This is a genomic window from Chromohalobacter sp. 11-W, assembly GCF_029889905.1.
Taxonomy (GTDB): domain Bacteria; phylum Pseudomonadota; class Gammaproteobacteria; order Pseudomonadales; family Halomonadaceae; genus Chromohalobacter.
On sequence record NZ_JARANZ010000001.1, the window covers coordinates 206,521 to 220,267 of the forward strand.

Sequence of the window (13,747 nt, forward strand, 5' to 3'; positions counted from 1 at the left end):
GTTAATTCTGATGTCAAGTATCGACGTAGCCTTTCATAGTGGTCGGTGATGAAAGCTTTCCGTGATCCTGGGCGTAATCGGCGGCGCATTGCTTGGCCAGGCGAGCCACGCTGGCGCAGAAGCTCGGGTAGTTGGAACGGCGCCAGATGGCGTCATAGATCATCGGTGGCAGGGGTTCGTCCAGCGTCAGACGCTCCAGGCTACCGGCGTCTACGGCATCGCGTACCGTAGCGACCGGCAATACGCCGATGCCCAGCCCCTCGATGCTCATGCGCATGATGGTCATCAGTGTGCTGGTGGAGTGAATGCGTGGCGTGTCGATGCCCAGCGCGGTGAGGTAGGCGACCAACTCGCTGTAGGGTCGCGCCTGTTTGCTGAAGGAGATGAATGCCGTGTCGGCGAAGGTCGCCATATCGCCATGGCGTAGTGTTGCGGCCAGCTCGGGGGCTGCGAACATGCCCATCTCGTAGGTGCAAAGCGGCGTCTGGATGGCGGAGAGTCCCGGCGCCAGGCCGTCCATGGCGAACAGCATGTCGAGGTCGTTCTCGGCCAGGCGTTGATGTAGAAAGGGGGAAATATCGACCATCAACTCGATGGTCAGTTGCGGGTAGCGCTCTGCCAGTCGGCGCATGAAGGTTGGGCACCAACTGCTGGCGATGGTCTCGATAACCCCAAGGCGTAGCGTGCCGGAGAACGATTCCTCGTCCTGGAACAGACGCATGGCCTCGTCGCGACCCTCGAGCAAGCGCTCGGCATGGGTGAAGAACTCGCGACCGCGAAGCGTGGGTTGTACGGGGCGCGCCGAGCGGTCGAGAAGCGACTCGCCAACGCTGTCTTCGAGCCGGGTGATGCGGTCCGAGATCGACGGCTGGGTGAGGTGCAGCTTGGTCGCGCCCTTGCGGAACGAGCCCAGACGCACCACCCAGACGAACGCCTCGAGTTCCTTGAAATCGAACATCGGTGATCCTGCACAGGTCGCCGCGCGCCCCCGCGCGGCGGAAGGGAAGCGGTGGTGAGTAGTCTTCTTGAAAAGCTATGCCTTCTTGAACAGCTGTGTCTCGCGATCTTTGAAGGCCTTGAACTCCAGGGCATTGCCTGAGGGATCGTAGAAGAACATGGTGGCTTGCTCGCCGGGTTCGCCTTTGAAACGCACGTAGGGTTCGATCTCGAAGGCCACGTCATGCGCGCGCAGCTTGTCGGCCAGGGCCTGCCAAGCGGTCATCTCGAGGACCACGCCGAAATGCGGCACCGGCACGCCATGGCCGTCCACTGGATTCTTGTGGCTGGCCACCGCGGTATCCTTCAGTGCGGGGTTGAGGTGGCAGACGAACTGATGGCCGAAGAGGTCGAAATCGACCCAGCTCTCCGATGAGCGGCCTTCGGGGCAGCCCAGGAAGTCGCCGTAGAAACGCCGGGCTTCGTCGATATCGCGGACCTGCACGGCAAGATGGAAAGGATCGCTGACGGCCATGGCGGCCTCCTCGGGATCGGTGGTGATTGGCATTCGTGAGCCTTGATTCTTTAGCCCGGTGCTGTGCGGCGTCAACTCGTTTTCCCATGCGGTGCGGTGAAAGGTTCCACCGATATCGCGCATCACGAAAAACGATTGGACCGGGCCACGTGGGCTTTCTTAGAGTGAAATGCCGCAACCGTGAAAGCCGACGACAATAAAAGAGGTCACGTTCATGCCCCTTCCGCTTCTCAACTGCGACATGGGAGAGAGCTTCGGCAACTGGAAAATGGGCCTCGACGACGAGGTCATGCCCTATGTCGATTGCGCCAATATAGCCTGTGGCTTTCATGCCTCCGACCCCGACATCATGCGGCGTACCGTGGCGTTGGCCGTGCAACACGGCGTACGCGTCGGTGCGCATCCCGCCTATCCCGACCTGCAAGGCTTTGGGCGTCGCTCGTTGGCCTGTTCGCCGCGCGAAGTCGAAGACATGATGCTGTATCAGATCGGCGCGCTGGAGGGTATGTGCCGTGCCGAGGGCGCGACTGTGAGTTACGTCAAGCCTCATGGCGCGCTGTATAACGACATGGCCCGCGATCCAGAGCTCTTGCGCGGCGCCATGCGTGCGGTGCTGGCCTATGATCGCAGCTTGCCGCTGCTGGCCATGGCCACGGCGGATCCGGCGCCGATGCGGGCGCTGGCCGAGGAAATGGGCGTCACACTGTGGTTCGAGACATTCGCCGACCGCGCCTACGACCCGCAGGGGCGGCTGGTCTCGCGACGCGAGCCGGGCGCCGTGCATCATGATCGCGAGATCATCGTGGCGCAGGCGGTGAGGCTCGCCAAGGGCGAGGCGCTGACCGCCAACGACGGCAGCACGCTGCGTCTGGCCGCCGATACGCTCTGCGTCCACGGCGATAATGCCGAGTCGGTGGCTGCCGTGCGCGCCATTCGTGACGCCTTCGATGGCCTGGCACGGGAGTGAGCCGGTGAGCGACCCAAGTATCGAAACGGTGGGTATGGACAGTCTCATCGTGCGCCTCTTCGACAGCATCGACGAAGAGAACATGCCGTGGATGCTGGCCGCCGACCGGGCCCTGCGCGAGGCCTTCGGCGAGGCGCTGATTGATCTGGTGCCTTCCTACACCACGCTGCTGGTGCATTATGATATCCAACGCCTTGATCTGCAGGCCGCTCGTGCCCGGGTGAGCGAGGCGCTGAAGGGCTTGGCGCCCGCGACGAGTGGCGAAGGCCAGCGGCATGTGATTCCGGTGTGGTACGACGTGAGTGTCGGCCCGGAGCTTGAGCGCATTGCCGAGTGTCTTGGCGTCAACCACGAGGACGTCATCGCGCGGCACTGCGCGCGGGATTACAGCGTTTTCGCGCTGGGCTTCGCGCCGGGTTACGCCTTCATGGGGCGTCTCGACGATGCGTTGGCCACGCCGCGCCTGAAGACACCGCGCCAGAAAGTCGTCGCCGGCAGCGTGGCCATTGCCGAACGCCAGACGGCGGTTTATCCCACGCTCTCGCCGGGCGGCTGGAACATCATCGGACGTACGGCGGTGGCGCTGTTCGGGCGCGACCGCGAGGGCTACAGCCTATTTCGCCCTGGCGACAAGGTGCGTTTCGAGGCAATCTCCCGCGATGCGTTCATCGCACAAGGCGGCGATCCGTCGCCGCTGGCTGAGCGCGGCGACACCCCCACGGAGGCCCAGACATGAAGGGATTGATCGTCGAACGCGCGGGGCCGCTGGCGCTGATACAAGATGGCGGACGCTTCGGGGTACGCCATCTCGGTGTCACCCAGGGCGGTGCCGCCGATTGGGTGTCGTTGGGATGGGCCAATTGGCTGCTGGGTAACGCGCCGCAAGCCCCCGGCGTGGAAATTACCGTGGGCGGCTTGACCCTATACGCCGAGACATCGGTCACGTTGGCCCTGACGGGGGCAGATCTGGGCGCGACGCTTGATGATGAACCGTTGACGCCAGGGAGCCGTTTCACTGTCGCTGCCGGTCAACGCCTGGCCTTTGAGAGTCCACGAGCGGGCTTGCGCGCCTATCTAGCCTTCCCGGGCGGGCTCGATGCCGCGCCGGTGCTGGGCAGCGTGGCCAGCACGGTGCGCGAAAGCTTGGGCGGGCTCGATGGCCAGGGGCGGGTGCTGACCGAAGGCGATTGCCTGACATGGGCAGGCACTGCCGGAGCCGAGCGCACGCTGCCCTCGAGCATGGGCACGTTACCGGGAGATGGAGAACGCGTGATGTTGGCGCTGGTGAGCGGCGCGCAGATCGCCGATTTCAGCGGTACCAGCGTATTCGAGGCCTTCAATACACCGTGGCAGATCGATCAGCGTGCCGATCGCATGGGCGTGCGCCTGACCGGTTCTGAGCTGCGTTACTTGGGCGAGGGGATGGTCTCCGAGGGCATTCCGCTGGGCGCCGTCCAGGTGCCGGCCGATGGCCAGCCCATCATTTTGCTCAACGACCGTCAGACCATCGGCGGCTATCCGCGCCTCGGCGCGTTGACGCCGCTGGCCTGCGCGCGATTGGCGCAATGCCAGCCAGGCACTGAAGTATGGCTGACGCCGGTGGCGGCGGGGCAGGCGCGTGACGCCCATCTGCACCAGTTGGCATGTTGGCGCTGATGCGTGAAATGGCGAGGCGGAGCGATCAGTCGCGCTCCGCCGCCCGCATCGGCATCTGATCGATAATGTGATACACCGTCTCCGGCGCGACGAAGCCTTCGAGCTGCATTTTCTTGCCGCCATCCTTGCCGATGAGCACCGTGGTGAACGGGGCGTCATCGTCTAGCGCCAGCGCCTTCATCAACGCCCGCGTCTCGAAGCGGGTCATCGGCTCGTCGTTGCGATATCCCTGCCCGTTTTCCACCCGATAGAGCACCATGTCACGCGCCTGGAATTTGGCGTGACTGGTTCTGAGCTGGGCTCTCATACGTTGGTAAGCGTCGTTGTCGCGCTGCGGGGAGACGATCACCAGCGGACGAAAAAGCCCGTGATCGGTGATCAAGGGATTGGCGGGATCGGCGGCATGGGCGATGTTCATCGGACCAAGCAGCACGAGCATCCAGCAGGCAAGCAAGGCGGTTCGCATGGCATCACTCCTTTGAAAGTAGTGCCAGTATGGCAGAGGCCTGCGGGCTGGGTAGTTTCGATATTTCATTTCCCGTATTGCAAATTAATTTGCAATACGGGAAATGGATGCTTAGTCTTGAGGCAGAATCCTTGCAGTAGAAAGCGTCAGGAGCCTGCCATGCCCGCCGACAATGCCGACTTACCACCTCGACGCTATGCCGATCTGCAACTGTTGGCGCTGCGTGCTCGACGCGGTGATGCCGCCGATCTGAAGCTTTCCGCCAAGGGGCTTGCGTTGCTCGAAGCCCTATTGGCCCAGCCCGAGACAGTGACCCTCTCAAGTATCTCGCAATTGGCGCAGCACCACGGCGTGAACCCTTCGCGCCTGACGCGGTTGGCGCATGCCCTCGGCCTGGAGGGATTCAAGGCGCTACAGGCACTGTTTCGTGAAGATCTTAGCGATAGCGCCTTCTATTCCACGCGTGCCCAGCGCCTGCTGGATTTTGGTGAGACGCCCCGGGCCGAGGGCGACGCGCTGGCGGACGACCGCGCGCTCTGGCAGCAAGAGATGCAGAATCTCTCGGCCACCGTGGAGGCGCTGGATACGACGCAACTGGCCGCAGCAGCGGCTAGCATCCAGCGGGCGCGGCGTATCCACGTCATCGGCCTGCGGGCCAGCTTCGGAGCCGCGCATTACCTGGCGTATTACCTGGATTATCTGCGCGATGGTGTACACCTGGTCTCGGGGCACGCTGGCGTCAGCGTCGAGCAGGCCTTGCGGCTGGGTGAAGATGATCTAGTGATCGGCATCGCCTTTAGGCCTGAGTCGCGGATGAGCATCGACTACTGCCGGCTGGCGGTGGAGCAGGGCGCTTCGCTGCTGGCGTTGACGAACCATCCCAGCTCACAGTTGGCCGCATTGGGCGAATCGACCTTGCTCGCGCCGGCCGAGGGCGCCTTTTTCTTCAATCCCATGAGTAGCCTATTCATGCTCGTCGAGCTGTTGTTGTCCCGCGTGGCCCGCGAGTTGGGGCACAACGCGGTGCTCGCCCTGCGCCAGCGCGAGGCGCTGATCTCGCGTCTGCACGTCGAGTGATATATTCGCTTACACCGCTCTTTTGCCCTTTTCTGCCGCTTCCCAGGAGATCGCCATGCCTACTTACATGACTTCCCCTAATGTCTCCGGGCCCGCACCCAGCGCTGCCGAATGGCTGGGCCGGGGCTATGCCGATGATCACAACGCCACCGCCGCCTCGGATACGCTCTTGATCAACGAGCAGTCGCGCCTACTCGAAACGCAGGGGCGGCGCATCATCAAGTTCGGGTTCGGCCAATCGCCGTTTCCGGTCTTCGCCCCGGCGGTGGAGACGCTGGCCGAACACGCCGCCGACAAGACTTATCTGCCAGTGCAGGGTATGGCGACGTTGCGCGAACAGGTGGCGGCTTTCCATCGCCACCTGGAGGGCACCGATTGGCGAGCCGAACGCGTGTTGATCGCCCCGGGGAGCAAACTGCTGCTGTTTGCGCTGATGAAGGCCCTGCCACGCGCCGAAGTGCTCATTCCGGCGCCGGCCTGGGTCTCTTATGCGCCACAAGCGCGACTCGCGGGGCAGCCGGCGGTACGTCTGGAAACAAGCTTCGATAGCCGCTGGCTGGTCACACCGGCACAGCTTGACCGGCATTGCCGCGCGCATGGCCCCGGTCTGCGGCTGTTGATCCTCAATGCGCCGGGCAATCCTACCGGCCTGTCGTATGCGCCTGAGATGCAGCGTGAGCTGGCCGCGGTAGCCAAGCGACACGGTGTGTTGGTGCTCTCTGATGAGATCTACGGGCCGCTCGATCATCGTGGGGCACATCGCCCATTTGCACACGATTATCCCGACGGCACTCTGACGACCAGCGGGCTTTCCAAGTGGTGTGGTGCGGGTGGTTGGCGCCTGGGCGTGTTGAATGTGCCCGAGGCGCTGGGCGATGAGTTGCTCACACGCTTGCTGGGTATCGCCTCGGAAACCTGGTCGAGCGTGGCGAGTCCGGTCCAGGCGGCGGCGATCACTGCGTATAGCATCACGCCAGCGCTGGAGACGTATCTCGAGGCCCAGCGGCAGTGGCTGAGCACGATCGGGCAATGGTGCGCGCAACGCCTCGCAGCGGCCGGGGTTCGCACGCATGCGCCGGATGGCGGCTTCTATCTGTTCCCCGATTTCAGCGCATACCGCGAGACACTACGAGCGCGTGGGATTACCACTAGTTCCGAGCTGACCGCGACGCTGCTCGAAGAGGCAGGTATCGCGCTCTTGCCGGGCAGTGCGTTTGGCTGCGAAGCGACGCAACTGACGACGCGTTTGGCCTATGTAGACTTCGATGGCGCGGCGCTTTTGGAGCGCGACTGCCCCGACGATCCCGAATCGGCGATGGCCGCGCCTGAGCTTGCCACGGTGCGTCATGGGCTCGAGGCGTTGACGGCCTGGTTGGGTGCTGTTTGAATGTTCACACTCTGTTACATAAAAAATGTGAACTCACCCACTACGCTGGCGTCACAATGGCCACGCACACGTAATAACCTGGAGGTATTCATGCAAAGGATCACTGCTCTTGTTTCAGCGGCTATGCTGACGACCGGACTGGTAGCGGCACAGACTGCCATGGCACAGCAGGAAGACCCGGCAGCAAGCGGGACAACCCAGACTCAGGGTGCGTCCTCTAAAGATTTTTCTGACGAACAACTTCAGCAGTTCGCCGATGCGTCTGAGGAAATCGCGCAAGTTTCCCAGAAGTATACCAAGCAGCTTCAGAATGCGGATGACGAAGCCAAGCAGAAAGAGCTTCGTGAAAAAGCCAATGAAGAGATGGTCAGCGTTGTCGAAGACAGCGGCATGAGCGTTGAAGAGTTCAACTCGATTGGCCAGGCGATCCAGCAGGATCCCGAGCTCATGAAGCGCGTTCAGGGCATGGTCCAAGGCCAGCAGTAAGCGAGCCGGATATTGCAGTATCGTCGCGCTTAGCGTCGATGCCAAGTGATACGAGTTTCGCAAAAGAGGCCACCTTCGGGTGGTCTTTTTCGTGTTGAGCGTTCTCGAGGAGGTCTCGAGAGCGGCTCGTGAGTTCATATGCGCCGCCAAGTCGACATGAAAAAGGCCCGCCACGATGGCGGGCCTTCTCATGCTTTCACCCTTTATGGGCGCAGAACCTGACGATCAGTCGCTGATGGCATCGCTGGCATCGTCCAGCAAATCGGCGGTGGCCGACTTGGTGCTCTGCCAAGCGCTTTCGGCGCCTTGCTTGGTATCTTGCCATGCTTGGCGGGCCTGCCCTTTGGCATCCTGCCACCAGTCGTTATCGTACTCAGGTAGCTTGGCGACATCATCGCGCGTCATGTCGAGCGTGACGCGATAGTCCAAGTCGTCGAGATCGTCGGCGTTTTGTGTGTCGAGGGTGAAGTTGTCGCGATCAACAACGCGATGCGTATCGCCGAGATCGAGAACGCCTCCGGTTTCGATGACCAAGGCTTGGACGCTCATGTCCTCGCCCAGCAGCACGTCCTCGACGTCACCCACGTCTTCGTTGGGGTTTTCCGAGAGGAAAACATCGGCATCCATCAGCTCATCGCCTGAGTAGAGCCCTTGGGGTTGCGAATCGGCAACGGCCAATCCCGTTAGCCCGATACCCCCGATGAGAATGGCGGTTTGCGTCATGCGATGCAGTGAGTGGCGCATTGAGAAGCTCCTTCTTCGTCGGTTCTATCTATTCGACGGATGTCGAATCGCTGGCGAGATGGGTACTTAGATCGAACGAGCCCAGTCATCGGCGCGCTTTTCGGCTTCTTCCTTGGTGATCCCGTATTTGGCCTGCAGCTTGCCGATCAATTGATCGCGCTTGCCGGCGACTTGGTCGAGTTCATCGTCGGTCATTTCGCCCCAGGACGCTTTGGCCTTGCCTTTGACCTCGGTCCAACGGCCTTCTATCTGATCCCAATTCATGGCGGTTCCTCCTGAACGTTTGCCAACAACGCGAGCGCTTCCTGCGCGTCGCGTCCATTACGAAGAATAACAGAGATGTGTGCTTTGACAATTACATGCCATGCGCCAGGACACACACGCTACATGAACAGCGCCAGCAGCAGCGGCACGTAAATGAAGGCTAGTAATGTGGAGCAGAACACCAGGCTGGCAACATATTGCGGTTCGCGCCGTGAACGTTGCGCGAAGAGATAGTTGTAGACGGCTACCGGCATGCTCATTTGCAGCACGAGCACGCTCTGCGCCAAGGGCGGGAGGTTTAGCAGCCAGCCCACGCCGAAGGCCACGCACACGGCGAGCGCCGTGCGCAGCAGGCTGAAGGCGAGCCCCGAGGACAGGCTGCGTACCTGGATGTTGGCCAGCGAGACGCCGAGGGTGATCAGCATCAAGGGGACGGTGAAGCCGGAGATCAGCTCTACCGTGTTGTCGATCCACAACGGCAGGTCGGTATCCGTCAGCAGGATGGCCACCGACAGCAGAATGCTATACACGGTAGGCGTGCGCAGCAGGCTCTTCAGCGGATTGCTGCGGCTGATCATCATCACGCCGAAGGTGAACTGCACCAGGGCGACCGTCACCATCACGGTGATGGCATAGGCGAAGCCCTCGCTGCCAAACGCATACAGCGCCACCGGCAAGCCCATATTGCCGGTGTTGGGATACATCATGGGCGCCAATAGCACGCGCCAGTTCTTGCGCAGCAGTAGCGCCATCAGCCAGGTAGCCAGCGCCATGATCAGAAGCACGCCCAGCGTACTCAGCATGGTACGCCCGAAGGTGTGGGCATCGATGTTGGCGCCGGAGAGCGAGGCGAGAATCAACGATGGCGTGCCGACGTTGAAGACCAGTTTGGTGACAAAGTCAGTGGGATACGCGTATCCCAGGCGTATCCAGAAAAATCCGATACTGGCGCCCACGAACACGGGAGCCATGACAGCGAAGAGTTGGGCGAGCATGCGCGAGCCTGATTCAGGGTCTGCGTCCACGGTGCGGAGGTGGACGGGACGATGTTGAACGCGACTATGAGGGTCGCGGAAAGTGCCATATGGGGTGCTATTGTCGCCAATCGTGGTGAATCGTTGCAACGTGCATACGAAAACGAGAATCCTTTACCTTGACGTGGCGCGAGAATTGGCAAGAATCGTGGACCACACTGACACTCATCGGCGTCGCGTATAACGCGGCGCGTCGCCACCTTCAAAAAACGTTTAGAGAACTGCATGGAACTTTTGCGCGTCGTCTATCGCGATTACCGCTGGCCGTTCATCGGCGTCATGGTGTTGAGCCTGGCCAGCGCGGGGCTCGGTATCGGGGTCATCGCCTTCATCAACCAGTACTTGATCGAGGCCCAAGGCGACCCGCTTCTGGTACTGCCTCAGTTCCTGGGGCTGATCGCTTTGCTGCTGGCGGTCACGCTCGGTTCGCAATTGGCGCTGACCGTGCTTGGCCACCATTTCGTCTATCGACTGCGCGGGCGTCTCATCAAGCGGATTCTGGATACCGACATCGAACGGCTCGAGCGTCTGGGGAGCGCGCACCTGCTGGCAAGTTTATCCAGCGACATTCGTAATATCACCATCGCTTTCGTGCGACTTCCCGAACTGGTGCAGGGGGTGATCCTGACGCTGGGCTCGGCCGCTTATCTGGCCTGGCTCTCGCCGGGGATGCTGTTCATCACCGCGCTTTGGGTGGCGGTGACCGTGGTGGGGGGCTGGTATCTGGTGTCGCATGTGTACCGCCATCTGGGGCAGGTGCGTGATACCGAGGACCGGCTCTACAAGGATTACGAGGCGGTGATCGACGGCCGCAAGGAACTGGCGCTCAATCGCGACCGTGCCCGGGCGCTTTACGAGGATGTCTACGAGCGCGATGCCAAGGCCTATCGGCATCACATCATCCGCTCCGATACCTTCCACCTGAGCGCGGTGAACTGGTCGAACATCATGATGCTGGGCGCCATCGGCATGGTGTTCTTCCTCGCCAATGGCCTGGGGTGGGCCAACACCAATGTGGCGGCGACCTATTCGCTGACGCTGTTGTTCCTGCGCACGCCCTTGATCCAGGCGGTCGGGGCATTGCCCACGCTGTTGAGTGCCCAGGTCGCCTTCGACAAGCTCAAGACACTGGAATTGACCGAGTATCGTGCCGAGTTCGGCGAGAACGCCGCGCATGGCGACTGGCAGACACTGGAACTGCGCGGCGTGACCTTTGCCTATGCAGCGGGCGAGCATGGCCGAGGGTTTGAAGTGGGCCCGGTCGATCTCACCTTATCGCGCGGTGAGCTGGTATTCCTGATCGGTGGCAACGGCAGTGGCAAATCGACGCTGGCGCGCCTGCTGACCGGGCTTTATCAACCATATGCTGGCGAGATCTTCATCGATGGTACCCCCGTGGACGAGGCTGGCTGGCAGGCGTTTCGTAGCCGCTTCGCTGCCGTATTCACCGACTTTCATCTCTTCGATCAGGTGATCGGCCCTGATGGCGAGGCGCCCGATACGGCTTTGACCGAAGCCTGGATTGCGCGCCTGGGCATGGGCGAGAAGCTGCATTTCGATGGCTGGCGGGTCACCGACACGCAGCTTTCCCAAGGGCAGCGCAAGCGCCTGGCGTTGCTGCTGGCGGTGGCCGAACAGCGCGATATCCTACTGCTCGACGAATGGGCGGCGGACCAGGACCCGCAGTTCCGGCGCATTTTCTACCGCGAGCTGCTGCCCTTGCTGCGCGAACACGGCAAGACCGTCTTCGCCATTAGCCACGACGATCACTACTTCCAGCACGCCGACAGGCTATTGGAAATGCGCGCGGGGCAGTTGAGCGAATTGACTGGCGATATGCGTGAGCGGGTGAGTCGCGACGCCGTGGCACGGCTCGAAGACACATCAGGCAACGTGTGAGAGGGAAGAAGAGGTCAGCGTTGAAGGCTCGCCATTGTGAAAACAAATCACAATTCTTATCATATGCGATAGGCTTTGCTTGACGCGCGCTCCCAGCCGCCTGCTAATAAAATTTCACAAGGAAACCTCATGTCCCGCTCCCTCTCCCCATCGCAGCCGATCAACGTGTTGTCGTCCACGGCACGTCGCCTGGCCATGGCATCGCTGCTGCTGAGCTGCCCGCTAGCGGCGCAGGCACAAGACAACGCGCCCCAGACCGATACGGTGGTCGTGACCGCGACGGCACTCAAGGTGGCGATGCCGCTTGCCGAGACGCCGCGTTCGGTCTCCAGCGTGAGCCGAGAAGAACTCGAAGCGCGTAACGTCCAGAGCCTCGACGAGACGTTTCGCTACCGGGCCGGTGTACTGTCTGGCATGTATGGCTCGGACAACAACACGGATTGGTTCAAGGTCAGGGGCTTTGATCAGGCAACCTACCAAGATGGCCTACGTATTTATCGAACTGGTTACTATCAGTGGTTGCCCGAGCCCTATGGTTTGGAGAGTGTCGATGTATTCAAAGGGCCAGCGTCGATCCTCTATGGCGAAGCGCCCTCGGGGGGGATCATCAATGCCGTGAGCAAGCGTCCCACCGCTGAGAAACGAGGTGAGATCGAGATCCAAGCCGGTAACCGCAATCATCGCCAGTTCGGGATCGATACATCAGGACCCGTAACCGAAAGCGGCGATGTGCGCTACCGTTTCGTGGGACTTTACAAGGAACGTGATGGCGTTCTGGATGGCACTGATAATGAGCGGGTCTACTTCGCGCCAAGTCTCGAGTGGGATATCTCCGATGACACTCAACTGACCGTGCTGGCCAGCTACCAGAAGGACGATGGAGTTCCCGAAAACCCCTTCAAGCTTGCCTATGGCACGGTGCAGGACACGCCGTTCGGCAAGGTGGATCCGGAGACCAACTACGGGGCGTCTGACTACGACAAGGACGAGCATACCCAGACGGCCATTGGTTACGAATTCAAGCACCAACTCGATGACACTTGGAAATTCGAGCAGGATCTCCGCTATAGCCATCTCGATCTAGACCTGCGTAGTACCTACATCTTGTCACGTGTTGATGAGCGCACAGCTACTCGTGGCCATCTGCAGCGTGATGGAGATATAGACAGCGTTACCATCGACAACCGAATGGTCGGTAAGTGGTACACCGATCGTACGGAAAATACCTTGCTAGTCGGGGTGGATTATCAAGATCTCAGTCTCGATGGCAAGGAATATGATAGTGATTTTAGTGGTTATGACACCGTCGGTATCTTCGAGCCTGACACGAGCATTACGCCGGTGCCTGATAGTCAATTGACCGGCAGACAGATCGATAAGCAACAACTTGGCGTTTATGTGCAGGACCAACTGCGCATTGATGACCGCTGGGTGCTGTTGGGCAGTGTCCGGCATGATAGCGCTGATGTGAAAAATGTTGATGGGAGCACGGATGTCACGGTCGACGAGACTCAGTCCGAGACATCTTTCTCCGGTGGTATCATGTACTTGGGTAATAACGGTGTGAGTCCTTATATCAGTTATACCGAATCATTCAGACCAAGTGCCAATACTAGCAATGCCAACGGCGCGATTTTCGAAGCGATTGAGGGCCGACAGTGGGAAGCGGGTGTCAAGTACGCGCCTTCGAGCTGGGATGGCTATGTGTCGGCCGCAGTGTTCGATATTAAAGAGTCCAACTCCTTTGCTACGACGCCTGCAGGATATCAAACGCAGGAAGGTGAGAAGACCTCTACCGGTTTTGAGTTAGAAGGTGTGGGCTATCTCACGGATTCACTCAAGCTGACAGCCGCTTATACTTATACGGATGCACGTGATGAAGATGACAACCGTGCGGCGCTGATTCCACGCCATATGGCATCCACGTGGTTGGACTACGATTTCGAAGGGACCGCCTTGAATGGGCTGGCAGTCGGTGCCGGGATTCGCCATGTAGGAGAGTCGGTCGATGGCAGTATCACCGTGCCTGACTACACCGTGGGAGACGCTATGGCGAGTTACGCTTTCAACAACCATTGGACCGCTCAGGTTAACGTCAACAACATCACCGACGAAGAGTATGTCGCTAGTTGTGATTTCTGGTGCTACTACGGCGAGTCGCGCAGTGTAATCGGCAGCCTCAAGTATCGTTGGTAAGCGTCACGTTATAAGAAGCCAGAAAGAAGAGTAAGAAAATGGCCCGGGAATCCCCGGGCCATTTTGATTGATTGTCATATTTCACATGCCGAGACTATTT

General features: G+C 60.4%; 14 protein-coding genes. 8 read left to right on the forward strand and 6 right to left on the reverse strand.

Going from position 1 to position 13,747, the window contains the following annotated elements:
* Positions 1–13: 13 nt before the first annotated feature.
* Entirely contained in the window at positions 14–958 is a 945-nt protein-coding gene (locus OP494_RS00950) for a LysR family transcriptional regulator (RefSeq protein WP_280538886.1), read from the reverse strand.
* A gap of 75 nt (positions 959–1,033) precedes the next feature.
* Entirely contained in the window at positions 1,034–1,471 is a 438-nt protein-coding gene (locus tag OP494_RS00955; RefSeq protein WP_280539174.1) for a VOC family protein, read from the reverse strand.
* A gap of 214 nt (positions 1,472–1,685) precedes the next feature.
* Between OP494_RS00955 and OP494_RS00960 the strand changes: the two genes are divergently transcribed.
* The 3 genes from OP494_RS00960 to OP494_RS00970 are packed head-to-tail and all read left to right on the forward strand — an operon-like array spanning position 1,686 to position 4,094.
* The gene (locus OP494_RS00960; RefSeq protein WP_280538887.1) at positions 1,686–2,438 is read left to right on the forward strand and encodes a 5-oxoprolinase subunit PxpA; all 753 of its coding nucleotides are present in this window, start codon (positions 1,686–1,688) and stop codon (positions 2,436–2,438) included.
* Between the two features lie 4 nt (positions 2,439–2,442).
* Entirely contained in the window at positions 2,443–3,174 is a 732-nt protein-coding gene (locus OP494_RS00965) for an allophanate hydrolase subunit 1 (RefSeq protein WP_280538888.1), read from the forward strand.
* Positions 3,171–4,094 (forward strand): biotin-dependent carboxyltransferase family protein, encoded by a 924-nt coding sequence (locus tag OP494_RS00970; protein ID WP_280538889.1) that lies wholly within the window; start codon positions 3,171–3,173, stop codon positions 4,092–4,094. The genes OP494_RS00965 and OP494_RS00970 overlap by 4 nt, the downstream gene beginning before the upstream one ends.
* A 25-nt stretch (positions 4,095–4,119) precedes the next feature.
* On the opposite strand, the gene OP494_RS00975 is transcribed toward OP494_RS00970, so the two are convergent.
* Positions 4,120–4,560, reverse strand: a complete 441-nt coding sequence (locus tag OP494_RS00975) for a DUF4174 domain-containing protein (RefSeq protein ID WP_280538890.1) — start codon at positions 4,558–4,560, stop codon at positions 4,120–4,122.
* A gap of 159 nt (positions 4,561–4,719) precedes the next feature.
* Between OP494_RS00975 and OP494_RS00980 the strand changes: the two genes are divergently transcribed.
* The 3 genes from OP494_RS00980 to OP494_RS00990 all read left to right on the forward strand — a co-directional run bounded on the left by OP494_RS00980 (position 4,720) and on the right by OP494_RS00990 (position 7,510).
* Positions 4,720–5,637, forward strand: coding sequence for a MurR/RpiR family transcriptional regulator (locus OP494_RS00980; protein ID WP_280538891.1), 918 nt, complete (start codon positions 4,720–4,722; stop codon positions 5,635–5,637).
* Positions 5,638–5,692: 55 nt separating this feature from the next.
* Entirely contained in the window at positions 5,693–7,024 is a 1,332-nt protein-coding gene (locus OP494_RS00985; RefSeq protein WP_280538892.1) for an aminotransferase class I/II-fold pyridoxal phosphate-dependent enzyme, read from the forward strand.
* A 90-nt stretch (positions 7,025–7,114) separates the two neighbouring features.
* A complete protein-coding gene (locus OP494_RS00990) occupies positions 7,115–7,510 on the forward strand; it encodes a DUF4168 domain-containing protein (protein WP_280538894.1) in 396 nt (131 codons plus the stop codon).
* A 225-nt stretch (positions 7,511–7,735) separates the two neighbouring features.
* Here the strand turns inward: OP494_RS00990 and OP494_RS00995 are convergent, their stop codons facing one another.
* The 3 genes from OP494_RS00995 to OP494_RS01005 all read right to left on the reverse strand — a co-directional run bounded on the left by OP494_RS00995 (position 7,736) and on the right by OP494_RS01005 (position 9,513).
* A complete protein-coding gene (locus tag OP494_RS00995) occupies positions 7,736–8,254 on the reverse strand; it encodes a PRC-barrel domain containing protein (protein WP_280538895.1) in 519 nt (172 codons plus the stop codon).
* A gap of 66 nt (positions 8,255–8,320) precedes the next feature.
* Entirely contained in the window at positions 8,321–8,518 is a 198-nt protein-coding gene (locus OP494_RS01000) for a CsbD family protein (RefSeq protein WP_280538896.1), read from the reverse strand.
* Between the two features lie 119 nt (positions 8,519–8,637).
* Positions 8,638–9,513: an AEC family transporter gene (locus OP494_RS01005; protein ID WP_280538897.1), complete on the reverse strand. Its 876-nt coding sequence runs from the start codon at positions 9,511–9,513 to the stop codon at positions 8,638–8,640.
* Positions 9,514–9,777: 264 nt separating this feature from the next.
* On the opposite strand from OP494_RS01005, the gene OP494_RS01010 reads away from it, so the two are divergent.
* Together OP494_RS01010 and OP494_RS01015 are read left to right on the forward strand one after the other, a co-directional pair.
* A complete protein-coding gene (locus tag OP494_RS01010) occupies positions 9,778–11,451 on the forward strand; it encodes a multidrug ABC transporter permease/ATP-binding protein (RefSeq protein ID WP_280538898.1) in 1,674 nt (557 codons plus the stop codon).
* Positions 11,452–11,580: 129 nt separating this feature from the next.
* Entirely contained in the window at positions 11,581–13,647 is a 2,067-nt protein-coding gene (locus tag OP494_RS01015; RefSeq protein ID WP_280538899.1) for a TonB-dependent siderophore receptor, read from the forward strand.
* The last annotated feature ends 100 nt before the right edge of the window (positions 13,648–13,747 follow it).